The following is a 23,921-nucleotide window of genomic DNA, read 5'->3' on the forward strand; positions in this document are numbered from 1 at the left end:
TGTTTTGTTTTTCTTCATAAAACATTAAAACTAAAAAAAATCGCTCAAATTCCGTTTGGAAGAAGAGCGATTTTTTTAGTTTATTTATTCGACTGAGAAAATATAAGAGTATATTGGTTGGTTACCTTTGTGTACTTCAATCTCAATATCTTCATATTTTTCTTCCACGTAACTTGTCAGTTCTTCTACGTCCTGATCTGCTACATCTTCACCTTGTAGAATGGTGAGAATTTCGTCGTCTTCTGAGATCATTTCCTGTAATAGTAATTTCACTGCTTCCATTTTTTCTTTATGTGTAGCCTTAATTTTACCATCAAGAATACCCATGAAGTTACCATTCTCGATCGTGATACCATCTATTTGCGTATCGCGAACTGCATAGGTAACCTGCCCTGTTTTCACATGGCTTCTTGCTTCATCCATTGCCTCTTTATTCCCATCAATATCCGACTCAGGATGAAATGCAAGCATAGCACTGATCCCCTGCGGAATTGTTTTGGTTGGGATAACACGAACATTCACGTCAGCTAGTTCAGCAGCCTGATCTGCTGCCATTAAGATGTTTTTATTATTTGGAAGAACAAGCACATTTTTAGCGTTTGTTTCCTTAATAGCGTTTGCTATGTCCTGTGTGCTTGGATTCATAGTTTGTCCGCCTTCAATTACAACGGTTGCGCCTAAACTTTCAAGTAGCGTCTTTATTCCTTCGCCCATTGCAACTGTTACAATTCCATACTCTGTTAGTTTCTTCTCTTTAGGCTCAGAGGTCTTGTTTCCAACAATGGCTGTGTGTTGCTCTCTCATGTTTTCGATCTTCATATTAATTAAGCTACCATAACGCTGACCAAGCGTCATACATGTGCCTGGATATTCCGCATGGATATGCACTTTTACGATTTCCTCATCGGAAACTACAAGGAGTGAATCTCCGTGTTTACTTAGCTCATTACGGAAATCCTCTTCATTAAATGGTTGTTTTTCAAGCTTTTCATCTTCAAATTTAACCATAAATTCTGTACAGTAACCAAATTCGATATCAGATGTATCCATAAAGTCTTGCGTGATCTTATGGTGCTCTGCATTAACCATATCGTCCATTTCAATTTCAGTAATATGCTCAGGCAGCTCCTCACCCTTTAATACAGAAAGGAAACCTTCATATACCGTGACTAAGCCCTGCCCACCTGAATCCACAACACCAACTTCTTTTAAAACAGGCAAGAGATCTGGTGTGCGTTTCAAAGAGGCTTTCGCTTCTGTTATAACACTCTCCATTAATTGGATAATGTCCTCTTCCTTTTCTGCCACCTTAACAGCTTGTTTTGCTGCATCTTTTGCGACAGTAAGAATAGTACCCTCTACTGGCTTCATTACTGCTTTATAAGCTGTAGAAACACCAGTATCAAAAGCCTTTGCTAGGTCCTTTGTTGTTACGGTTTCCTTTTTTTCCATTCCTTTGGAAAAGCCACGGAATATTTGGGATAAAATAACACCTGAATTACCTCTTGCCCCCATTAACAAGCCTTTGGCAAAAGAATTAGCAACCTCAGAAATGTTTTCACTGTTTTGCTTCTTTACCTCAGCTGCCCCAGAGCTCATTGATAAGTTCATGTTAGTACCAGTATCCCCATCTGGTACTGGAAATACATTTAATGCATCTATCTTTTGTGCATTATTTGATAAATGGTGCGCTCCGGCCAATACCATTTGAGCAAATGTAATGCCATCCAAATTTTTTATTGTCACTATACTTCCTCCTCTTGAAACAAAAGCGTGAGCGCTAACGAGCGTTCTGACACTTCAATTGCCACATGGAAGGTCAGTAAGTGCTAAAATCTGCTTGAAGCGCTGGCGAAACACAAATCATACGCAATTGTTCGATGCTAGCTTTTCGAATTTTTTAATTTGTTTTCTTAATCTTGTGCAACCCGTACACCTTGTACGAAGATGTTAACAGAATCAATCGCTAAACCAAGTGATTGACTAAGTGTATACTTCACCTGTGATTGTACATTATGCGCTACGACTGAGATCTTTGTTCCATAGCTTACAATAATATACATATCTATATCCAGTCTCTCATTTTCCTGGCGAACTACTACACCTTTAGAAAAGTTCTCTTTTCGTAGAATTTCTGCGATACCATCTCTAATTTGACTTTTAGAGGCCATCCCAACAATTCCGTAACACTCTATTGCAGCGCCACCGGCGATTGTAGAAATAACTTCATTTGTTATGGTTACATGACCATCATTTGTATTAAGCTCTATGGACATAACATAATCCTCCTTTAATACCTACACAATTATATAAGCATATTCTACTACATGCCGAATCATTTTAAAAGCAGAGTTCATAATATGTAAAAATGTCCTCTATAACAATGGACGAATTACACTAATCTGTCAAGTGATTATTCTTTATATAATATAAAACAATTATTGCATTCTCTCGTGACTTATGGTAAATTGTATAAGTATGAAATGACACATGTAAACAGTAAGGAGGGATTTGCATGGCTAGAAAATGTGTTGTAACTGGACGCCAGACACGCAGTGGAAACCAACGTTCTCACGCTATGAATTCCAACAAGCGAAATTGGAAAGCTAATGTACAAAAAGTACGTATCATGGTAGACGGAAAACCTAAAAAAGTTTACGTATCTGCACGCGCACTTAAATCAGGTAAAGTAGAGCGCGTATAACTTACGTGTCATACAGAACTGGAATTGTACGATAGAAAAAACACCCTATTAACAGGGTGTTTTTTTATTGCTATAATACTAGTTTTCTGTAGATAACAGCATGTCCTTGCAAATACGTCCAACAAGAATCAAAGCATAAAGGGTACACTTAATGCTTTGAGCCATTTGTCAAAACACCCATCCTGTTTTACAGTAGTAAACAGACCATTTTCATGGTTTACTAGCGTGCAAAAAAATCAGCTTCTGTCAATCTACTGACAAAAGCTAAAATGTTTTACTTATCCTTTTTGAACACACCAATAACCACTTTGACAAAACCACCGATAAATCTTGGGAGCTTAATAGTATAAAATTTCATGAGTTCGCCCTCCTCTTCTACATGCACAGCTTACCTTTGAATCGTATCACGACTCTTTATTAGTAATAGTATGCCTTCTGTAAAAGAAAAAGTACCAATATTTCTAATAAGTCTGTTTGAAATACATAGGGTGGATCCCCATGCTACCGTTTTATCTGATAAGGGATAATAGAAGCCATTTAACGTCAACCCTTTAATTGTTGGAGAGAAAGGGATAAACGAAATATTAGCGTATAACGCACTGTCTTCTACGGTATACTCTCCAGGTTTATATAATTCCACCAAATTGGATTGATCGACAATCATGCCATGCACGCCACTTTCAGTAATGGTATGCAGTAACTGGATGTTAATCATCTCGTGATCCAGACGGCCTCCTGTCACGCCGAAAAGATAGAGACATTCAGGGTGCTTTTCCAATGCCTTGAGGAGAGCAAGTTCTAAGTCTGTTTCATCCTTCTCCGCCGGATATTCCTCAAATTGCTTCGCATGTAGTCTGACATGTTCTTTTTCGACTTCTGTAATAGAATCAAAATCTCCGATCGCTAGATCTATCGGAATATTATGATCCAGTAAAGCCAAAGCGCCTCTATCAGCGGCAATCCAAAAATCGATTACTTCCTTGAATGGCGAGAAATCCGGGTAGTTCTGAGGTCCATTTCCAATGATACCAATTGCTGTCATTCTCTTATTCCTTCACGGCATCTTTAATTTCTAAGATGGCTTCATGTCGATTAGTTGGATTAAAAACTGCACTGCCAGCAACCAATACATCTGCCCCAACATCTGTACATTGTTTTGCTGTCATGGCATTAATGCCTCCATCCACCTCTATTTCAAACGATAGGTTATGTGTTTTTCTAAAATCTGCCACCTGTTTAATTCGCTCAACGGTAGACGGAATAAACGACTGGCCACCAAACCCAGGGTTAACTGACATAAGTAAAACTAGATCTACTTCTGGCAAAATCGGATAAAGCATTTCGACAGGTGTAGCAGGGTTTATCACTACACCTGCTTTTACACCATTGTCTTTAATGAGTTGGATAGAACGGTGTAAGTGTTGGCTTGCCTCTTGGTGGACTGTAATGATATCCGCGCCAGCATTAGCGAATGCTGGTATATAGCTGTCTGGATTCTCTATCATAAGATGGACATCAAGCGGAAGGGATGTGATTGGTCTTATAGCCTCTACAATTAGTGGGCCAATAGTAATATTTGGCACATAATGGCCATCCATCACATCGACATGAATATAGTCCGCCCCTCCATTTTCTACTTCTTTTATTTCTTCTCCCAGTTTGGCAAAATCAGCTGAGAGGATTGATGGTGCTATCTTTACCATACTAATACCTCGGCTTTCTCGATTGAATTTCTTCTAAAAAAGTAAGATAATGCTTGTAACGATACGGGCTAATTTCTCCGTTTTCCACACCTTCTTTTACCGCACAGCGTGGCTCCTTATGATGCATGCAACCACGGAACTTACATGCACCTTTCCTTGAGCGCATCTCGGGAAAACAGTCACTAAGGTCTTCTGCCTCAATTTCCTGAAAATCAAGCGCACTAAATCCTGGCGTGTCAGCTACTAGCCCTTTGTTCACCTGAACCAGTTCTACATGCCTTGTCGTATGCTTTCCCCTACCAAGGCTCTCTGATATGGCAGCGGTTTTTAATAGCAACGAGGGTTTTAGTGCATTGAGAATAGAAGACTTCCCTACACCTGATTGTCCAGCAAACACGGTGACACCTTCAGAAAAATAGTCTTTAAGTGGCAACACTCCGCCGCTTGCCTTGGAGGAAACTAATTCTACCTTGTAGCCAATTCTTTCATAGTCATTCCGATAGGCTTCGATTCTCTTCTGTTTTTCAGGTGAAATCAGATCCATTTTTGAAATAAAGATAATTGGCTCGATGTGCTTTGCCTCTATTAACACAAGAAATCGATCCAAAAGGGTTGTGCTAAAATCAGGTTGAATGGCAGAATTTACAATGATAGCCTGATCAATATTCGCTATAGGCGGTCTGACCAATTCATTTTCTCTTGGTTTGATCTCAATAATATAACCTTCATCAGGTGAATCGGCTTCAAATACTACAAAGTCCCCAACAAGAGGGGTAATTTTTCTTTTTCTAAAAACCCCCCTGCCACGGCACTGTATTACTTCGCCATTTTCTACTTTTACATAATAGAAACCACTTAAGGCTTTAATAATTCTTCCTTCTGACATTTAGTCACCTTCTTCATACGAAACCGTTTTATTTGTAACCACTTCATCGTCCCGTTTTATTAAGTATTCTGCTTCATCATCAGGTGCAATGACCAGTGTAAATGTAAATTCCTGATCAGCTGTAATGGTTTCTTCTCGGTACACTTCTGACAAGTCATTTTCCATGTCATCAATATAAATTTGTACCGTTTGCTCTACTGGTTCTTCCCCTTCCTCCTGCTCTGCTTCCACGCTATATGGAACTGTAAACGTTATACGATGGGTAACTGGGGGCTTCTCTCCAGGTCCAGTTGAAATATATACATTTACCGTAGAACGCGGTTCGACTTCAGAATTTGCCGGAGGATCTTGTCGTATAACTTCCCCTTCAGGTATGTCTTCAGAGTTCTCTTCAACTTTATTCATTTTAAGATTATTTTCTTCTAAATAAGCACTTGCTTCTCCTTCTGTCATACCAGATAAATTGCTAATCTCTACCAATTCTGGTCCATCACTAACTTCAAAGATAACCTTTGTTTCTCCAGGTACTACCTCACTATCTGGAGCTGGTTGTATTTGCGTAATGATCTCTCCAACAGGACGGTCGGAATGTTTCTCATAAGAGATAACCTCACTGTAATCATCTTCTAGCATTCGTTTCACCTGACTGTAGTCTCTACCTACATAGTCCTCAAAAACTTCTTTCTCTTTCCCGTCACTGACTAGAATCGTAACCGTAGACTCTTCCTTCACAGTTCTATTCGCTTTTGGCTCTGTTTCAATAACAAAGCCTTCGTCCACATCTTCAGAAGTTGCGTATTCTCGCTTCGTATTCAAATTAACCTTTTCGAGTTCATCTACAGCCTCTTCATACTCCAAACCTGCAACATCCGGAACTTTTACATCTGCAGGCTGAAGCCATCCAGGAATAAGAAAAAGCGCTGCCACGCCAGCTACCATTAAGAAAAATAAGACAAGTAAAATAATAAGCCATTTTTTCTTTTTCTTCGGTTTGTCTTTTTTATTTTTCTTTCCTTTTTTCTTTTTATCAGGTTTATTATTGGTTTCAGCTTTATCCTCTGCAGCATAATTTTTTGTCATATTATTTGTTTGATGGACAATTGTATCTTGACTTGAATCATGTAGCTGATTATCCGTGATAATCGGGATAGCCTTTGTCTCTTCCCCGGCTTCTACAGGTGGTTTATATATCGCTTCATTTAATTTACTCGGATGTAACGCTGTTTCGAGTGCTTCTTCCATTTCATAGACTGTTTCGTAACGATGAAATGGATCCTTTGCGGTTGCCTTTAATACAATATTTTCCACGCTTTGCGGTACGTCTTGATTAAACCTTCGTACAGAAGGCGTATCGCTTTGTAAATGTTTTAAGGCGATAGAAACAGGAGATTGGCCTGAGAAAGGAAGCCTTCCTGTAAGTAGCTCAAATAAAACAATACCAATCGAGTAAATATCTGATTTCTTTGTTGCCATTCCTCCTCTAGCCTGCTCTGGTGAAAGATAATGTACAGAACCGAGAATAGAGTTCGTTTGTGTGAGTGATGTAGCACTTAAGGCAATCGCAATTCCAAAATCAGTTACTTTTACTTGTCCATATGTATCAATAAGAATATTTTGAGGCTTTATATCCCGATGCACAATATCATTGGCATGAGCATGTGCGATTGCAGCAGTAATTTGCTTCAAGATATCTAAGGCTTCCTGAACAGCAAGTGGTCCATATCGCTGGACATACTCCTTTAAAGTCATTCCGTCTACGTATTCCATCACCATATAAAGAATATCGTCCTCTTCCCCAACGTCAAAAATATTAACAATATTCGGATGGGATAGACTTGTTGCTGACTGTGCTTCTCGATCAAACCGTGCAATAAATTCCTGGTCGTTTACGTATTCCATTCGGAGCACTTTAATGGCCACGTCACGTTCAAGAATTTTATCTCTTGCTAAATAAACGTTTGCCATACCGCCACCACCAATAGTGTCGATTATTTCATAACGTTCATTTAATAAGTGTCCTCTTCTTAACATTAACGATCACCATCTTTCTCAGGTGAATCGTACATTACAACGATGACGGAGATATTGTCTTCCCCACCTCTAGCGTTCGCTAAACGGATCATTTCATTCTCTATTTGCTCGATATCATTATCAACGAGAATAAATCGATGTAGTTCTTCGTCCGTGACCTTATTAGATAATCCATCTGAACACAAAAGGAGGCTATTCCCCATTTCCCATCCTAGTGAAATAATCTCTGGAACAACAGTTTTCTCTGTACCTAAAGCTTTTAGTAGAACATTCTTTCTCGGATGCTGTTCGGCATCATCCTTAGAAATTTGTCCAGAACGCACAAGTTCATTAACAAGTGAATGGTCCACCGTTATTTGCTTGAACCCATCCTCGCTAAGCATATAACAACGACTATCCCCAATATTCGAAACGGTGATGAAATCCGTCGTGCATATGGCTACCACAAAAGTAGTACCCATACCTTGACACTCCTCCTTGGTAAGAGAGTGTTCATATACTTTCTGATTAATCTTCTCAACAGCAGTCTGAAGCCACCCTTCTGCTGCTTCAGGGTTGTCCAATTGTTCAGATTCCAGCCACTCCTTCTCCATTAAAGATGTTGCCATTCGACTGGCAACATCGCCTGCCTGGTGACCGCCCATCCCATCGGCTATGACTGCAAGCAACTGATCATGCTTATTATAAAACACACCGCCTGCATCCTCATTATGGCTTCTGACCAGTCCCTGATCAGTCATAAATTGACCTTTCATTATTTCACCCCTCCATCATTCACGGATCAGTATTTATAACAAGTATTACACAAATAAGTGTAAAAAAGAACATTTTTTCTAATCAAGTCACGTATTATATGTTTCTGTAATAGTTGGAGCGATTATTTTAGTTCTCTACAAACCAATATTTCTAAATACTCATTGATTAAATTCGCTTAATCCGTGTCAAAAAGAAGCCATCCGTATCTTCATCCTGCGGGAATAATTGTAGTCCATAGGACGTAATCCCTCTTGCTTCTTTTAAACTTTCTGGAAGCTCATCAAAGAAGGTCTTATCTACTGTATAAGAAGCGTTATTTGCAAGAAATGACTTCACCACACCTTCATTTTCTGCTGCATCTACAGTACATGTGCTATAAATTAACAAACCATCTTTTTTAAGAAGGGGTGCAGTGCTTTCTAATATCTCAAGCTGAATATCAGCTAATCGTTTTATATCTTCTTCTTGCTTATGATATTTTATTTCTGGCTTTCCTCGCATCACTCCTAGGCCTGAGCATGGAGCGTCAACAAGAATGCGATCAAAACTTTCAAGTTCATGTGTTTCTTGCAAGCTTCTTGCATCTTGAGCTGATGCATGGATAATCGATAAACCTAGGTCTGATGCTTTGTACTCTATCCTTTTTGCTTTCTTTTTGTGAAGATCATAAGCATCTATGCGTCCCTTGTTCAGCATTTTTTCCGCAATATGGGTCGCTTTTCCTCCTGGTGCACTGCAAGCATCTAAGACCTGCATACCAGGTTGTGCTTGCAATAACTCTCCTACAAGCATGGAACTTTGATCCTGAATGGTAATTTCTCCGTCTTTAAATAAAGAGGACCTTAAAATATTTCCTTTTTCCACGATTATTCCTTGTGAAGATAATGTAGAAGAACTTACCTCGTAGCCTTCCTGTCTGAGCCTATCCATTGCTTCACTTCTTGTAATCTTCAACGGCTGGATCCTGATGGCGGTATGCTTTCTAGTTATATTTTTCTTACACATCTCTTCGACAGTTTCATAACCATAGGTAGATACCCAACGACTTACCAACCATTCTGGATGACTTGTTTCGATAGAAAGACGTTTCACATCATCTTTTATTAAAAAAGTAGAGGCGACTCCCTTACGTTGTATCGTTCTTAAAACACCATTAACCAATGAAGCAACCCCTTTATGCCCACGGCGTTTAGCCAGTTCAACAGCTTCATGGATGATAGCATGGTCAGGGATCTTATCTAAATAAACCATCTGATAAACAGACATTCGCAGAAGCATACGTACCCATAGATCTAACTTCTTTTGTTTATCAATAAAATTCTGTAGATAATAATCAAGCGTTATCTTATATTGCATCGTCCCATACACGATTTCAGTTAGGAGTCCCTCATCTTTAGCTTGTATTTTTTGCTTCCTTAATTCATTGTCAATTAATAAATGACTGAAACCATTGTCCTTTTCAATACGGATTAATATATCGAGAACTGTATCTCTTAGTAAATAATTATTCATTTAACCACCCAATACTGTGCCTGTTTTTATTCGTTCGGCGGATCCTTGTAAATAATCTTTAACCGACATCCGTTTTTTTCCTGCTGGTTGCATGTCTGTTATCTTAATCGCTTTTTCGTCTCCACATACAACAAGGAACCCATCTTCTGTTTTTTCTACAATTTCTCCTGGGCTGCCATCATAATGTTGGTCCTGTATTTCTCCCCACCAGACTTTCATATTTGAACCTTGATAGGTTGTAAATGCTACAGGCCAAGGATTAAGCCCCCGGATGTGATTATAAATCTCCAAGCTGTTCTTATGCCAATCAATTTTTTCCTGTTCACGCTTGATATTCCCAGCAAAGGTTGCTTTTGCATCATCTTGCTTCACAGGATTGATATCACCATTAAAAAGACGTGGTAAGGTGTCCATCAATAATGTAGTTCCCACTTCAGAGAGCTTATCGTGCAAAGTACCGACATGATCCTTATCATCTATAGGTACGGATTGTTGGGTTAATATATCCCCAGCATCTAGCTTTTCCACCATATACATGATTGTGATGCCTGTTTCTTTTTTACCTTGCATTATCGCATAATGAATTGGAGCGCCGCCTCTTAACTCAGGAAGCAAAGATGCGTGGACATTTATGCAACCAAACTCTGGACCCTCTAGCAGAGCGTTTGGCAATAGTTGGCCGTATGCTGCTGTAACAATTAAATCAGGCTGATAAGCTAGAATTTCTTCATAGCTATCTCTTAATTTCTCAGGCTGATAGACGGGAATGCCATGTTTTTCTGCTTCGACTTTAACCGGTGGTGGCGTGATAGCTCGCTTCCTCCCCTTCGGTCTGTCTGGTTGAGTTACGGCAAGCACTACCTCATACTCTGATTTCACTAGGTTATGTAAGATGGGAACGGAAAAATCCGGTGTTCCCATAAATACGATTCGTTTCATTTAGTTCCCTTCTTTCTATTTATAATATGTTAAACGTTTCTGCACCCATTAAATATGGTTTACATTAGGTGGTGTGGTTGCATGTCCACTGTAATAAGTAGTTCCCCTTTTTGGGTTTCCTCTTTAAAATGAGCCATAATACTTGAAATGATTTCCCGCAGATGTGGTTCATTTTTGTATTTTATCATGCATTGGTACCTATATCTATCTTTTATCCGTGGGATTGGAGATGGAGAAGGACCTAGCACTACCGTATTATTCCTAACATTGTGAAGTAAATCTTTTACAATGTGACTTGTCGTTTGTGCTGCTGAGACTTTATTTGGATGTGAGACTGTTATAAGAGCCAAAAAGAAATAAGGTGGATATTGAAACGTCCTTCTTGTAGCCATTTCCTTCTTATAGAATCCCTCGAAGTCATATTGACTGGCAAGTTCAATACTATAGTGATCTGGTGTATATGTCTGTACAATAACTTCACCAGTAAGTTCATGCCTACCTGCCCTGCCACTTACTTGTGTCAATAACTGAAAGGTTTTCTCTGACGATCTAAAATCTGGTAAATGCAACATAGAATCTGCTGTAAGAACTCCTACAAGTGTCACATTTTCAAAATCCAGTCCCTTAGCTATCATTTGGGTCCCAAGTAAAATGCTAGCCTCTTTATTAGCAAATTTCCGCAGAAGTTTTTCATGCGACCCTTTTCTCCTCGTGGTATCTACATCCATTCGGATAATTCCTGCCTCAGGAAGTAGCTTCGTTAAGGCTTCCTCTACTCGTTGTGTTCCAGTTCCAAAATAACGAATTAAATCACTCTCACATTCCGGGCACACAGTAGGCATTGGTTCTTCATACGAACAGTAATGGCATTTTAAATGATTTGTATTTTTGTGGTAGGTTAATGCAATATCACAGTGCGGACACTCTTTAACATGACCACAGTCCCGGCACATTACAAAGGTGGAATAGCCCCGCCTGTTAAGAAGCAAAACGATTTGCTCTCCTTTTTCGAGACATTGCTCCATTTTTTCCATTAATACACGGGAAAACATCGTTCGGTTGCCAGCATGCAGTTCTGCTCGCATATCAATAATATCAACTTTTGGCATGTCCTTTTGGTTCGTTCTTTTAGATAAGGTGGCAAGCTGGTATACGCCTTTTTCCGCTCTGGCAAAGGTTTCCAATGTTGGGGTAGCACTACCTAAAACAACTGGACAATGATGGGTCTTTCCGCGCTCAATAGCAACATCTCTCGCATGATACCTAGGTTGATCCTCTTGTTTGTATGTTCCTTCATGTTCTTCGTCAATAATAATAATTCCAATATTTTCAAACGGAGCAAAAATGGCAGACCTTGCACCAACCACAACTTGTACTTCCTTTTGGTGAATGCGTCGCCACTCATCATATTTTTCACCTGCCGACAGTGCGCTATGCATGACGGCAACCTTTGAGCCAAATCGACCCTTAAACCGATTAACCATTTGTGGTGTTAAAGCTATTTCTGGAACAAGGACAATAGCCTCTTGCCCTTTGTGAATAACATCCTGAATCGCTTGGAGATATACCTCCGTTTTTCCACTCCCTGTTACACCGTGCAGCAGAAATACCTCATGTTCATTGTTTGCTATTTTTTCCTTCATCGGTGCAATGGCCCTTTTTTGTTCCTCTGTTAAATCTAATGCCGTCGTTTTACTAAATTGCTGCTGTTGATGTGGATCTCGGTAAACCTCAACCTGATTGGTCTCAAGTAATGCTTTATCAACAAGTGTTTTAATCGTACTGGAAGTCGTTTGGTATTTTTTTAAAAGTAGTTTCTTTTCCACCGGTTCAGGTTTTTCAATAAAATAAGCGAGTAGCTCGCGCTGTTTAACAGCCTGCTTTGAAAGATCCTGAAAAGCTTCTTCCATTAGGTAAGGTTCCTTTGCGGGTTGAACCATTGTGACATACTTTTTTGTTATTTTAGAATGGACCAAGTATTTTATAACAATATCTCCATCCTGTACTGCCTTTTGTAATTGATAATAACTAATGGTAGATCCTTCAAACTCCTCATAGCCTATTACATCCCTTCCAGCAAAAAGGTGCTCCATCTCTTCTGAAAGTTGTTCTTCGGTATCCCGGACTAACTCCTTTTTATACTGCGCTTTCAGCACTTGTGGTAGCATTGCTTGTAATGCTGTAATGTAAAAGCTCACGGTATTCTTGGCCACCCATTTACCCAAATTCAGTAACTCTGTGGTCAATACTGGTGTTAAATCAAGAACCTGATCTATCTCACGAAGTTTTTTAAATTCAGATTGCGCTGCTTTTCCAACAACAAACCCCATAATTTTACGAGGACCAAAAGGAACAGTGACCCGCATTCCAACCTGGAGAATATCCAAGTATTTGTCCGGGATCAGATAATCAAATGTCTGGTTTATCGAACTGGCAGGGACGTCAACGATTACGTTCGCTATTTTCACATGGCCCCATCCTTCATATCTCTTAAGATAAGTTGAATAATCGTCTTCGCAACCTCTTTCTTCGTAGCTAAGCCAATTTCATTCTTATCCTCTTGTTTATTTACATATGTCACCATATTGGTGTCGCCTTCAAATCCAGCACCTTGTGCTGCAACATTGTTAATGACAATGGCGTCTAAATTTTTGGCACGTAGCTTTTGCAATCCATATTTTAGTGGTTCATTTGTTTCTGCAGCAAAACCAACCAGAAACTGCTTGTCTTTTTTATTTCCTAAAGACATCAGGATATCTTGGGTCCGTTCCATTTCTAGTTGTAAATTCCCACCTTGTTTTTTCATCTTTTCCGTGTAAACGTGTTTTGGTTTGTAATCTGCCACTGCTGCTGCCTTAATCACAATATCACTTGCAGCATAATGCCGATGCATTTCTTCATACATTTCCGCTGCTGTCACAACGTTAACCCGATGAATGTTTTGCTCTTTCAGTTCCTGCTCAGAAGGTCCCGCAATAAGCGTAACTTCTGCTCCTTGCGCTGCTGCAGCCTCTGCCAGAGCAAATCCCATTTTTCCCGAGGATCTGTTCGTGAAAAAGCGAACTGGGTCTACCATTTCTCGTGTAGGTCCAGCTGAAATAAGTACTTTTTTTCCTGATAGATCGCCAATCAATTCTTCATGTTGATGGTGGGTAATGGTTTCAATGATCGTTTCAGGCTCCTCTAACCGACCTTTTCCTACATACCCGCATGCCAAGTAACCGGCTCCAGGCTCTATAAAATGGTAACCCCATGATTCTAATTGTTGCATGTTTTTTCTAACGGCCGGATGTGCATACATATGTACATTCATCGCAGGTGCAATATAGACCGGCGCCTCACTTGCGAGTAGTATAGTGGAAAGCATGTCATCTGCAATACCGTTTGCCAATTTCCCGATAACATTTGCAGTCGCTGGTGCCAACAGAATAAAGTCAGCCCAGTCAGCTAAGTCTATATGGGCTATTTTGCTCGGATCCTTTTCATCAAACGTATCCGTATAGACAGGATTCCTTGAGAGAGCTTGAAACGTTAGCGGGGAGACAAATTCAACCGCGCTTTTTGTCATAACCACTTTCACGATTGCTCCCTGTTGTGTCAACTTACTAGTGAGTGCACAGGCTTTGTATGCAGCAATCCCACCGCTGACTCCAAGTAAAATCTTTTTATCCTTCATCATTTATGATACGCCCCTTCCCGACAGTCGCTACATTAGTTATAACATATACGAATCCTATTTCGCTTTTAATATGAATTGCCGCACAATGAATAAAGTCTCCTCAACAGACCATGTGAGGAGACTTCTTAAATGTTTATTCTTCCGTGATGAAAAGTTTGTCGGCCTGAACTTCTTCCAGCGCCATTCCAACAAATTTATGTGATTTAGGATTATCAATCAATACCTTGTTCGTTTCACTCATTTGCCTTGCGCGTCTTGCAGAAAGTGTTACAAGGGTATATTTGGAATTTATCTTCTCCTGTAGTGCATCAATTGACGGTTCTAACATTACAACTCATCCTCCAGTAATTTCTTATATTGTTTTGCAACACGTTCACGCTTTAAATGTTCACTTTGAATAATAGATTGAACTTTGCTTACAGCGTGTTCTACCTTGTCATTAACCACGACATAATCATAAGCATCCATCATTTCGATCTCTTTCCTTGCTTCCTTGAGACGGTTTAAAACTAAATCAGATGATTCGGTTCCACGGCTAACAATTCGATTTTTCAATTCTTCCAGACTTGGCGGGAAAAGAAAGATAAATACACCTTCCGGGAAATTCTCTTTCACTTGCAAGGCACCCTGAACTTCTATTTCCAAAAAGACATCATAACCAGCCGCTAAGGTCTGTTCCACGTACGTCCTTGGTGTACCATAATAATTATTAACATATTTAGCATATTCTAACAGCTCGTTTTGGTGAATCAGCTCTTCAAATTCTTCTTTGGACTTAAAAAAGTAGTCCACACCATCTGTTTCTCCCGGTCGACTGTTTCTTGTAGTCATCGAAATAGAATACTTCAGCTCAGTTGCCTGATCAAATAATTCTTTTCTAACGGTGCCCTTTCCTACGCCAGAAGGCCCGGAAAGTATAAATAAAATTCCCTTCTCTTCAATCAAAATTGTTCCTCCTATACAAATCCATTAATTCTCATCTGATATTTCTTCATGGCTCAGCACGCGCTGCCCGACTGTCTCTGGTTGGACAGCTGAAAGTACTACATGGTCACTGTCTGTTATAATAACAGCTCTTGTTCTTCTGCCATAGGTAGCATCAACTAATTTATTATTGTCTCTGGCAACCGTAATAATACGTTTAATCGGCGCTGATTCTGGTGAAACAATCGATATAACACGATTAGCAGAAACAACATTCCCAAACCCTATATTTATCAATCGTAGACTCAACTTGCTTCCCCCTTAATATTGCATAAACTTCTATTATATTAGTAGGCTATAAGTTCAATTCCTTATAATATAATTATTATATGAAAAAAGATAGATTAAACTCAAGCATTACTCAATATTCTGCACTTGTTCTTTTATTTTTTCTAGTTCACCTTTTAAATTAACAACATGCTCACTTATAATGGGATCATTCGATTTAGCACCAATCGTATTTCCTTCTCGTTGCATCTCCTGGATAATAAAGTCAAGTTTTCTGCCAACGGCACTTCGCTCTTCCATTGTCTCAAGAAAATGGATCACATGGCTGGATAGCCGTGTCAGTTCTTCCGTGACATCCCCTTTTTCTCCCAATAAAACAACTTCCTGGTGAAGCCTGTCATAATCCATCCCATCTATTTCAGACAAGTGCTGCTCAATTCTATTCCAAATTCTCTCTTTGTAAGCATTTATGACAACTGGTCTCTGTTCTTCGATGTTTTGAATTGTATTTTTTACTAATTCAAGCCTAGTTCTTAAATCTTCCTCCAAAAACTTACCTTCTGACAATCTCATTTCCTTTGCCTGCCGTGCAGCTATACGTACTGCTTCTAAAATAGGGATTTGGAGATTTTTTGCAGAAGGCTCTTGTTCTGTAACAGTAAAAATTTCAGGCAACAAGGGCAGTGCTTCTACTGATACATTCCCAGACAGGCCATATCGTTCTTGGGCCATTTTCATCTGGGACATATACTGATCCAGCACTGCCCAGTCTGTATGTACTTCCCTAGCGTTCGTTTGCCCGCCAGCTATTTGAATTGAAACCTCTATTTTACCTCTCTGAAAAAAAGATTGTATTGCTTTCTTTATTTCATCCTCCATCATCGATATCGAGCGAGGTAGCTTTGCAGTAAAATCAAGAAAACGATGGTTTACACTACGAATTTCTACATTGATGGTACCGTCCAAATATTCGGATACATTGCTTCCATAACCAGTCATACTTATTAACATGCTATCACATCCGTTATTATCCATTATACCTTGATTCACCAAAAATGAAAACAGATAATATAAAAGCGAAGAGCGCCTGCTTAAAAACGTAGTGACTGGAGTGAATCAACCAAGATAAAGGAATCACGGTGAGGGACGAACCGATGATGACTTATTGTAGGGCGATTAACGAAGTCCCCTAGTTTTTGGCGCTCAGAGCTGGACGATACAAAAGCTTCGAGTGCCTGATTAAAAAGCCTCTTCCTAATTAACCTCTGTATGTTCCAGATTTTTTAGGCTACAGTAGAGGATCCGTGCATCAATTAAAAACCACGTGCTCTAGTAACAGAGACACGTGGTAGCTTGTATTATTTTTTTGTAAACCCAAATAGTACAGTCGGCAGGGCGCTTAATACAATAATTAGCATCCAATCCCTGATTCCTAGAAATGTTGTATGGAAAATTGGCTGAAGAGGTTCCCAGTATATAACAACTAGCAACAACAGCAATGATGAAATTACCGCAAATACTAAGTAGATATTTTCAAAAGGATTTCTTGCAAAGACAGACTTTTCACTACGACAATCAAACACATGAATTAGTTGTGCCATAACAAGCGTTGTAAAGGCGATGGTCTGACCATAAATCAAGTTATCCGGATTGTTTTGATATGTTACCATAAAGCCAATTAATGTTACAATCCCAATGAGAATTCCTCTTGTTATTATCTTATAACCAAGCCCTCTTGCAAATACTCCCTCACGCGGATTACGTGGAGAATGTTTCATAACATCTCCTTCCGATTTATCTAGACCAAGAGCCATGGCGGGTAATCCGTCAGTAACCAGGTTGACCCAGAGTATCTGAACCGGAATTAAAGGTAGCGGCATAGCTAGGAGCATTGCAAATAACATGACTAAGATTTCTCCAACATTTGAGGCAAGTAAATAGCGAATAAATTTTCTAATGTTTTCATAGATGTTTCGACCTTCGTGGATTGCCGACTTTATTGTTGCAAAGTTATCATCCATTAAAATGAGCGATGAGGCTTCCTTCGTTACATCGGTTCCACTAATTCCCATGCTGATCCCAATATCGCTTGCTTTAATTGCTGGAGCATCATTTACTCCGTCTCCTGTCATGGCAACAATGTGCCCTTTTCTCTGAAAGGCTTGTACAATTTTTAATTTATGTTCTGGGGTTACTCTAGCAAACACATACGTATCATCAATCACATCTTCTAAATCCTCAACCGACATTTCCGATAGCTGATGTCCTTCAAGAACCAACCCATTCTCCGGTAAAAGGTTCAAGTTTTGGGCAATGGCACGAGCTGTTTTGACATGATCCCCTGTAATCATGACTGTCTTGATACCTGCCTGGTTACACTCTTCAATCGCGGCTTTTACTTCTTTACGTGGAGGATCCATCATGCCATATAAACCGATAAAGGTAAGATCCTTCTCTAGAAAAGCATTATCAAGGTTCTCATTCTTGCTTAAGGGCTTTATGGCAACAGCCAATGTTCGTAGTGCTTTCTCAGCCATATCATTTACTGCCCTATCGATTCTCTCTATATCGACTGCTTTTAAAACAGAACGTCCCTGCGCATTCCCTTGATATGTCGATCTAGGTAATAAAACATCTGGTGCACCTTTGGTAACCAAATAGCGCATCTGATTTTCATCTTCAATAACGACACTCATCCGCTTGCGGTCTGAATCAAAAGGTAATTCTTTTATAATGCGATACTTCTCCGTAGCGTTCACTGTTAGGCCAATCTTTCGCGCTGCAATAAGAAGCGCTCCATCTGTTGGATCTCCATCAATATACTGTTTTCCTTTTTTCACCTGTAAGGATGCATTATTGCAAAGCGACCCATAGAGCAGCATTGCTTTTAAATTCGGATAATCTTCATCCACTTTCTCTTTGTTTAGAAAAAAATCTCCTTGAAGATTGTAGCCATCTCCTGTTACATAAAGTTGGTTTCCTCCTAAATATAGCTCTTTAACAGTCATCTTGTTTTCTGTCATGGTCCCTGTTTTATCACTACAGATGACCGAAGCACAACCTAGTGTCTCCACTGCTGAAAGTTTTCGTACAATCGCTTTTTTGCGTATCATTCGTTGAACACCAAGGGAAAGTGCCACTGTAACGATTGCCGGTAGTCCTTCCGGTATGGCCGCCACAGCTAGAGATACACCTGCAAGAAACATATTATAAATAGGATGACCTTGCATAACACCAAGCATCACAACGAGTGCAGTAAGGAATAGGGCAACTACGATAAGAATTTTCCCAAGCTCCGCAAGTTTTCTTTCCAATGGTGTCATAACCTTTTTCGTATTTGCCATTAAGGAGGCTATCTGGCCCATTACCGTATTCATGCCTGTCCCAACGACAATCCCAATTCCTGACCCTCTTGTCACTAGCGTACCCATGAAGCCCATGTTCACTTGATCCTGTGCTTCTAGCTGATCTCGAGTAATCGCTGTTGCGTGTTTCATTACAGGAAGTGATTCTCCAGTAAGCGTAGATTCTTCTGTTTCCATCCCACTTGATTTTACGATTCTTATGTCAGCAGGAATACGGTCACCACTTGAAACTTTCACAATATCGCCTACAACTACTTCCTTTGAATATATCTTTTCCCACTTTTCATTACGCAACACCGTTGCAAGTGGGGCAGAAAGTTCTTTTAATTTCTCCAGTGACTTCTCAGCTTTTTGTTCTTGAAAATAACCGAAACACCCATTTACAAGGACGATAATCATGATTGCTATGGCATCAATATATTCTCCCAAGAGCCCGGCAATTAACGTTGCCGCCAATAATACTAGAACCATAAAGTCCTGAAATTGCTTAAGAAAGATAAGCCATTTGGATGTATTTTTCTGTGTTTCCAATACATTATAGCCATATTGTTTGCGTCTTTTTTCTACCTGTTTCGTCGTTAATCCCTTTCTTGATGTTACTTGAAGCTTTTGTTCCACCCGTTCAACGTCTAATTGATACCATTTCATCGGCATTCCTCCAAATAAGCCAGTAATTAGTTGTGTTTTATATCACCTAAACCATGCAGATGACTCCCCTATGTAATTAATATCTATGCAGACTTGTCCTTAAAAATGCTATAATTACTCAGGAGGTGATCTTATGCCGTTTGATGGTATTGTTACAAGAGCAGTCACAGAAGAATTGAAACATAAATTATTACCAGGTAAAATAACAAAAATATACCAACCTACCCTGACGGAAGTCGTGTTTACAATAAGAAGTCAAGGCAGTAACCATACCTTGCTTTTTTCAATACATCCCACATATGCTAGGTTTCATCTAACCGATGACAGCTACCAGAACCCTGCTGAAGCTCCCATGTTCTGCATGGTTTTGCGAAAGCATCTATCAGGAGCAATCATTGAGGATATCTCACAACAAGGAATGGAACGTATTGTAGAATTTTCTATTAAAACGCGAAATGAAATCGGTGATATCACCCACAAATCACTTGTTATGGAGTTGATGGGTAAACATAGTAATGTCATGCTCATCGATAGAGAGAAAGGGCATATTATTGATAGCTTGAAGCATGTTTCCATGTCTCAAAATCGGCATAGAACTATTTTGCCAGGAAATGAATACCAGCTCCCTCCACTGCAAGATAAATGGGACCCACTGCAAATAGATGGCGAACAATTTGTTAAGAGAATTGACTTTAATGCAGGTAAGGTAGATCAGCAGATTGTCAATACACTTACAGGTTTTTCTCCTTTTATTGCAAAAGAGTTAGTAAAAAGAGCAAACCTTGGATCTACTAAAACTTATGTTGAGAAATTTACCGAATTACAACAGCAACTTATAGAAAATAGGTACGAACCAATTATCTATCGTGGTAAAAAAGAAGAATTCCATGTCATCCCATTGTCTGCTTTCACTGGTGACACTGAAGCATTTACTACGACTAATAAAATGCTGGATACCTTTTATTCTGGTAAAGCTGAAAGAGACCGTGTAAAACAACAGGCAAAAGACCTTTACCGGTTTATAAAAAATGAGAAGGACAAAAACGTCCGGAAATTAAAGAAGCATGCTCAAACGATTAAGAAAGCGGAAGGCGCGGAGAAGTTTCAAAGGCTAGGTGAATTATTGACCGCACATATCCATATTGTGAAGCCAGGTGCCGATACAGTTGAAGTGACGGACTATTATGATCCGAATGGCGGTACCCTAACTATTGACTTAAATCCAAATAAAACAGCAAGTGATAATGCCCAAAGCTATTATAAAACCTACCAAAAGCTGAAAAAATCAAAGCAGGTTATTGAACAGGAAATTCTCAAGACAAATGAGGAAATTGCTTACTTTGACCAGCTATTACAGCAGCTCGATGTTGCATCAACAGGAGATATTGAAGAGATTCGTGAAGAGCTAAGAGAAGAAGGCTACTTGCGGAAACAAGCGAAGAAAAAGAAGCAAAAAACAAAGCAAACCAAACCTGTACCAGAATCTTATACATCCAGTAATGGGACTGCTATTTTGGTCGGGAAAAACAATAAGCAAAATGAGTATGTCACGATGAAACTAGCCCGTCGAGACGATATTTGGCTACACACAAAAGACATACCTGGATCCCATGTCATTATTCGGGATAGTGAGCCAAGTGAAGATACACTATTAGAGGCTGCACAAATTGCAGCGTATTTTAGTAAATCGCAACAATCCTCTTCTGTACCGGTTGATTATACGCTTATACGGCATGTGAAAAAGCCGAACGGTGCAAAGCCTGGTTACGTAACATACGATAACCAGAAGACACTGTACGTCACACCAAATGCAAGCATTATTGAAAAGTTAAGAAATTCTAAAAGCAGTTCCTAATTGGGTTAACTGTAGCAATAAGAATAGAAAAAGGCTGTCGATTATGTCGACAGCCTTTTCATGTACCTTTTATTTTACGGTTGGGTTTAATTCCACATCAATGTTTCCTCTTGTTGCTTTAGAATAGGGGCAAAAGTCATGCGCCGCTTCTGCTAGTTCTTCCGCTTCTTCAGGTCCAACTCCCTCAATAGAGATATTTAATTTCACTGCTATTTTGAAACCACCATCTTCAGGATCCTTTAAGAAGCTAACTTCTGCAGTTGTTTCAGAATCAATTTTCTTTTTCTTCTCTCTGGCAACATGGTTAAGCGCACCATCATAACAGGCCGCATATCCTGCTGCGAAAAGTTGCTCTGGATTTGAGCCTTTATCCGATTTATTCTTAGCTGGGTTGACCAGATTAACATCAATTAAACCATCATCTGATTTAACATGTCCGTCGCGTCCGTTTTTTGCAGTTGCACGAGAAGTAAATAATACATCGCTCATAACTAAAAACACTCCTTTTTCTTGTTCTACTGTTACTATTCCTCTTATTAACGCCTCTTAAACATTTATAAAGGTTGTTCAAAAAGTCCAGTAAAAATAACACATCGGTACTGATGACCTTCGACTAAATTCCGACACGTCCTGTGTCGAACGTCGAAGTCACCACATCCTGCGGAAGCTCGTTGGCTTGCTTTTACGATCCTCACGTATTAATTGCATACGTTCCGGTACTCAAAGCTACGCCGCCTCGAACTTCTCGGTCCTTTTTATCCTCTTTTTTGAACACGCATTTATAAAAACTTTTGACCAGACATTGCTCTAATAAAGTGATCTACTTGTGGTAGCTGACGTACCCCTTCTTGGTAGCAAATCCACGTATCCCGGGTTACCGCTTCTCCTTCAGAAACTAACGGTAGATGCGGATACTGTTCCTTCATAGAATCGGATACACTTTCTGGCAAAACAGCCATCCCTAACCCCTGTTTCATTAATTGTTTGCATGTTTCGATCTGATCAACTGTAATGGTCTTCATCGCTTTTATCGAGTTTTGTTGGTAGAGCCAATTATCTACTAATTCATGCATACTATCATCACTTTTAAAAGAAATAAGCGTCCTTTCCTTGATTTCATCGGAAGGAAAGGGCTCAGAGTCAAATAGATATAACGGATCCGCGAAAAGGCGCTCACAATTACTTTCCTTCAACTTTTCTCCACGGATGATACAAACATGATATTGTTTGTGATGACTTTTTATATCTTCACTAATCCCTGTTACTAGATCTATCGCCACTTTTGGAAAGCGTGCAGTAAATTCACCTAAAATAGAAGGCAAAAAGCGCTGACTAATAAGAGAAGAACAGGCAATGGACAATGTCCCCTGAACTTCTTTGCTAGAGCTTGCGAGCTTATTTTTTATTTCCTGTTCACCGTGGACAACCTGAAATGCATGCTCTAATATCATTTCACCACCAGGAGTTAATAGCAGTCGTTTCGGGGTTCGAATAAAAATGGCTTCACCAAAGTATTCTTCAATATATTTCAGCCGTTGTGTCACAGCTGGCTGTGAAATTAATATCGCTTTTGCGGTACCCCGAATGGTTCCAATTTCATTTAATTTAAGTAAGAGAGCATAATCGTCTATTTTCAATCGTTTCATCCCCTATACGATAAGTTTTATTTATCCCTTTTAATTATAAAATAATATTTTAATTATTGCATTTTTCGAGGTATATTAAAAGAACGAAAGGTGTGATGGGAATGGACAAAGAAGAGAAGAAACTTGTGCAAAAAGTGTTTTCTGAGAATAAACAAGCTTATGTTACAAGCAATACACATGCAAAGGGGGCTGATTTACTGGCAATACCAGATTGGCTCTCCCTATCAGCAACAGACAGGGTGTTGGACATTGCAACTGGCGGTGGTCATGTAGCTAGAACACTCTCACCATATGTGGAACAAATGTATGCAACAGATCTTACAAAGGAAATGCTTGAAGAAACAGCGAGACATCTTCAAAGCTTTAATAACATTCATTATATTATTGCAGATGCAGAAAACTTACCTTTCTTAAATAATACCTTTGACCATGTCGTATGCCGAATAGCTGCACATCACTTTCCTTCCCCAAATTGCTTTGTTAAAGAAGTGGAAAGGGTGCTTAAACCGGGTGGTTCCTTTTTGCTTATTGATAATATTGCACCAGAGACAGATTCCTTCGATATTTTTATAAATATGTTAGAAAAAATGCGTGATCGTAGTCATCATCGTTCACTAAAAATATCTGAATGGAAGCAAATATTTCATCGGAATCAGCTAAAGATTACGAAAGAACAAACACGTAAAAAGACACTTCCCTTTGATGATTGGCTGCATCGCACTGTACAGGATAAAAATTTGAGACAAAAGGTATCTAGCATTGTATTAACAGCAGGACCCGATATATTAAACCATTACCAGGTGGAAATTAAAGAAAAACGTATTCACAGCTTTGGCCTTGATGAATGGATGGTATTAGGCACTAAATTATAAAATGCCCGCTTAAGTAAAAGTACAAACCCTTCTAAAAACACGTAAATGATTTACATCAGCGATATAGAATGATGGTTTCATAAAAGCGCTGACTTCTGTATGTAATACGCAAA

General features: G+C 39.4%; 22 protein-coding genes. 3 read left to right on the forward strand and 19 right to left on the reverse strand.

The features are described from left to right. Positions 1-84 precede the first annotated feature (84 nt). Complete coding sequence (locus tag K3T81_RS08260) at positions 85-1,746, reverse strand: DAK2 domain-containing protein (RefSeq protein WP_238019305.1); 1,662 nt, start codon at positions 1,744-1,746, stop codon at positions 85-87. A 167-nt stretch (positions 1,747-1,913) separates the two neighbouring features. Beyond that, positions 1,914-2,276, reverse strand: coding sequence for an Asp23/Gls24 family envelope stress response protein (locus K3T81_RS08265; RefSeq protein ID WP_036573128.1), 363 nt, complete (start codon positions 2,274-2,276; stop codon positions 1,914-1,916). A gap of 239 nt (positions 2,277-2,515) precedes the next feature. Here K3T81_RS08265 and rpmB point away from each other — a divergent pair, with 239 nt between their 5' ends. Beyond that, positions 2,516-2,704, forward strand: coding sequence for a 50S ribosomal protein L28 (gene rpmB / locus K3T81_RS08270; RefSeq protein WP_010649390.1), 189 nt, complete (start codon positions 2,516-2,518; stop codon positions 2,702-2,704). Between the two features lie 274 nt (positions 2,705-2,978). Here rpmB and spoVM read toward each other — a convergent pair whose 3' ends face one another. The 15 genes from spoVM to K3T81_RS08345 all read right to left on the reverse strand — a co-directional run bounded on the left by spoVM (position 2,979) and on the right by K3T81_RS08345 (position 19,435). Beyond that, on the reverse strand, positions 2,979-3,062 hold the full coding sequence (gene spoVM / locus K3T81_RS08275) for a stage V sporulation protein SpoVM (RefSeq protein WP_036573131.1): 84 nt from the start codon (positions 3,060-3,062) through the stop codon (positions 2,979-2,981). A gap of 30 nt (positions 3,063-3,092) precedes the next feature. Next, positions 3,093-3,746, reverse strand: coding sequence for a thiamine diphosphokinase (locus K3T81_RS08280; protein ID WP_238019307.1), 654 nt, complete (start codon positions 3,744-3,746; stop codon positions 3,093-3,095). Between the two features lie 4 nt (positions 3,747-3,750). Continuing rightward, positions 3,751-4,407 carry a ribulose-phosphate 3-epimerase gene (gene rpe, locus K3T81_RS08285; protein ID WP_238019309.1) on the reverse strand — a complete coding sequence of 219 codons (657 nt, stop codon included), beginning with the start codon at positions 4,405-4,407 and terminating at the stop codon, positions 3,751-3,753. 1 nt (position 4,408) lies between these two features. Continuing rightward, entirely contained in the window at positions 4,409-5,293 is an 885-nt protein-coding gene (gene rsgA / locus K3T81_RS08290; RefSeq protein WP_238019311.1) for a ribosome small subunit-dependent GTPase A, read from the reverse strand. Next, the gene (gene pknB / locus K3T81_RS08295) at positions 5,294-7,324 is read right to left on the reverse strand and encodes a Stk1 family PASTA domain-containing Ser/Thr kinase (RefSeq protein WP_238019313.1); all 2,031 of its coding nucleotides are present in this window, start codon (positions 7,322-7,324) and stop codon (positions 5,294-5,296) included. It abuts the gene before it with no gap. Beyond that, complete coding sequence (locus tag K3T81_RS08300; RefSeq protein ID WP_238019315.1) at positions 7,324-8,079, reverse strand: Stp1/IreP family PP2C-type Ser/Thr phosphatase; 756 nt, start codon at positions 8,077-8,079, stop codon at positions 7,324-7,326. Before K3T81_RS08300 ends, pknB begins: the two co-directional genes overlap by 1 nt. A gap of 166 nt (positions 8,080-8,245) precedes the next feature. Next, positions 8,246-9,592: a 16S rRNA (cytosine(967)-C(5))-methyltransferase RsmB gene (gene rsmB, locus K3T81_RS08305; RefSeq protein WP_238019316.1), complete on the reverse strand. Its 1,347-nt coding sequence runs from the start codon at positions 9,590-9,592 to the stop codon at positions 8,246-8,248. After that, positions 9,593-10,531, reverse strand: coding sequence for a methionyl-tRNA formyltransferase (gene fmt, locus K3T81_RS08310; protein WP_106896611.1), 939 nt, complete (start codon positions 10,529-10,531; stop codon positions 9,593-9,595). Between the two features lie 59 nt (positions 10,532-10,590). Beyond that, positions 10,591-12,999: a primosomal protein N' gene (gene priA, locus K3T81_RS08315; protein WP_238019317.1), complete on the reverse strand. Its 2,409-nt coding sequence runs from the start codon at positions 12,997-12,999 to the stop codon at positions 10,591-10,593. After that, positions 12,996-14,210 carry a bifunctional phosphopantothenoylcysteine decarboxylase/phosphopantothenate--cysteine ligase CoaBC gene (coaBC, locus tag K3T81_RS08320; protein ID WP_238019318.1) on the reverse strand — a complete coding sequence of 405 codons (1,215 nt, stop codon included), beginning with the start codon at positions 14,208-14,210 and terminating at the stop codon, positions 12,996-12,998. The genes priA and coaBC overlap by 4 nt, the downstream gene beginning before the upstream one ends. Before the next feature lie 133 nt (positions 14,211-14,343). After that, positions 14,344-14,538 carry a DNA-directed RNA polymerase subunit omega gene (rpoZ, locus tag K3T81_RS08325; protein ID WP_106896608.1) on the reverse strand — a complete coding sequence of 65 codons (195 nt, stop codon included), beginning with the start codon at positions 14,536-14,538 and terminating at the stop codon, positions 14,344-14,346. After that, positions 14,538-15,155, reverse strand: a complete 618-nt coding sequence (gene gmk / locus K3T81_RS08330) for a guanylate kinase (RefSeq protein WP_106896607.1) — start codon at positions 15,153-15,155, stop codon at positions 14,538-14,540. The genes rpoZ and gmk overlap by 1 nt, the downstream gene beginning before the upstream one ends. A gap of 24 nt (positions 15,156-15,179) precedes the next feature. Then, positions 15,180-15,443, reverse strand: coding sequence for an extracellular matrix/biofilm regulator RemA (gene remA, locus K3T81_RS08335; RefSeq protein WP_036573161.1), 264 nt, complete (start codon positions 15,441-15,443; stop codon positions 15,180-15,182). 108 nt (positions 15,444-15,551) lie between these two features. Continuing rightward, positions 15,552-16,433 carry a YicC/YloC family endoribonuclease gene (locus K3T81_RS08340; protein ID WP_238019319.1) on the reverse strand — a complete coding sequence of 294 codons (882 nt, stop codon included), beginning with the start codon at positions 16,431-16,433 and terminating at the stop codon, positions 15,552-15,554. A gap of 347 nt (positions 16,434-16,780) precedes the next feature. Then, the gene (locus tag K3T81_RS08345) at positions 16,781-19,435 is read right to left on the reverse strand and encodes a cation-translocating P-type ATPase (RefSeq protein WP_106896605.1); all 2,655 of its coding nucleotides are present in this window, start codon (positions 19,433-19,435) and stop codon (positions 16,781-16,783) included. 133 nt (positions 19,436-19,568) lie between these two features. Here K3T81_RS08345 and K3T81_RS08350 point away from each other — a divergent pair, with 133 nt between their 5' ends. Then, on the forward strand, positions 19,569-21,290 hold the full coding sequence (locus K3T81_RS08350; protein WP_238019320.1) for an Rqc2 family fibronectin-binding protein: 1,722 nt from the start codon (positions 19,569-19,571) through the stop codon (positions 21,288-21,290). Between the two features lie 69 nt (positions 21,291-21,359). Here K3T81_RS08350 and K3T81_RS08355 read toward each other — a convergent pair whose 3' ends face one another. Further along, on the reverse strand, positions 21,360-21,779 hold the full coding sequence (locus K3T81_RS08355; RefSeq protein WP_036573171.1) for an organic hydroperoxide resistance protein: 420 nt from the start codon (positions 21,777-21,779) through the stop codon (positions 21,360-21,362). 290 nt (positions 21,780-22,069) lie between these two features. Further along, a complete protein-coding gene (locus K3T81_RS08360) occupies positions 22,070-22,927 on the reverse strand; it encodes a LysR family transcriptional regulator (protein ID WP_106896603.1) in 858 nt (285 codons plus the stop codon). 110 nt (positions 22,928-23,037) lie between these two features. Between K3T81_RS08360 and K3T81_RS08365 the strand changes: the two genes are divergently transcribed. Then, positions 23,038-23,808: a class I SAM-dependent methyltransferase gene (locus K3T81_RS08365; protein ID WP_238019321.1), complete on the forward strand. Its 771-nt coding sequence runs from the start codon at positions 23,038-23,040 to the stop codon at positions 23,806-23,808. Positions 23,809-23,921: the final 113 nt, after the last annotated feature.

The organism is Oceanobacillus jordanicus (assembly GCF_022095695.1).
Classification (GTDB): domain Bacteria; phylum Bacillota; class Bacilli; order Bacillales; family Amphibacillaceae; genus Oceanobacillus_B; species Oceanobacillus_B jordanicus.

Excerpts from the sequence above, each read along its gene's own strand:
- K3T81_RS08265 (WP_036573128.1), bottom strand. The coding sequence starts at position 2,276 with ATGTCCATAGAGCTTAATACAAATGATGGTCATGTAACCATAACAAAT.
- rpmB (WP_010649390.1), top strand. The coding sequence starts at position 2,516 with ATGGCTAGAAAATGTGTTGTAACTGGACGCCAGACACGCAGTGGAAAC.
- spoVM (WP_036573131.1), bottom strand. The coding sequence starts at position 3,062 with ATGAAATTTTATACTATTAAGCTCCCAAGATTTATCGGTGGTTTTGTC.
- K3T81_RS08280 (WP_238019307.1), bottom strand. The coding sequence starts at position 3,746 with ATGACAGCAATTGGTATCATTGGAAATGGACCTCAGAACTACCCGGAT.
- rpe (WP_238019309.1), bottom strand. The coding sequence starts at position 4,407 with ATGGTAAAGATAGCACCATCAATCCTCTCAGCTGATTTTGCCAAACTG.
- rsgA (WP_238019311.1), bottom strand. The coding sequence starts at position 5,293 with ATGTCAGAAGGAAGAATTATTAAAGCCTTAAGTGGTTTCTATTATGTA.
- pknB (WP_238019313.1), bottom strand. The coding sequence starts at position 7,324 with ATGTTAAGAAGAGGACACTTATTAAATGAACGTTATGAAATAATCGAC.
- K3T81_RS08300 (WP_238019315.1), bottom strand. The coding sequence starts at position 8,079 with ATGAAAGGTCAATTTATGACTGATCAGGGACTGGTCAGAAGCCATAAT.
- rsmB (WP_238019316.1), bottom strand. The coding sequence starts at position 9,592 with ATGAATAATTATTTACTAAGAGATACAGTTCTCGATATATTAATCCGT.
- fmt (WP_106896611.1), bottom strand. The coding sequence starts at position 10,531 with ATGAAACGAATCGTATTTATGGGAACACCGGATTTTTCCGTTCCCATC.
- coaBC (WP_238019318.1), bottom strand. The coding sequence starts at position 14,210 with ATGATGAAGGATAAAAAGATTTTACTTGGAGTCAGCGGTGGGATTGCT.
- rpoZ (WP_106896608.1), bottom strand. The coding sequence starts at position 14,538 with ATGTTAGAACCGTCAATTGATGCACTACAGGAGAAGATAAATTCCAAA.
- K3T81_RS08340 (WP_238019319.1), bottom strand. The coding sequence starts at position 16,433 with ATGTTAATAAGTATGACTGGTTATGGAAGCAATGTATCCGAATATTTG.
- K3T81_RS08345 (WP_106896605.1), bottom strand. The coding sequence starts at position 19,435 with ATGAAATGGTATCAATTAGACGTTGAACGGGTGGAACAAAAGCTTCAA.
- K3T81_RS08350 (WP_238019320.1), top strand. The coding sequence starts at position 19,569 with ATGCCGTTTGATGGTATTGTTACAAGAGCAGTCACAGAAGAATTGAAA.
- K3T81_RS08355 (WP_036573171.1), bottom strand. The coding sequence starts at position 21,779 with ATGAGCGATGTATTATTTACTTCTCGTGCAACTGCAAAAAACGGACGC.
- K3T81_RS08365 (WP_238019321.1), top strand. The coding sequence starts at position 23,038 with ATGGACAAAGAAGAGAAGAAACTTGTGCAAAAAGTGTTTTCTGAGAAT.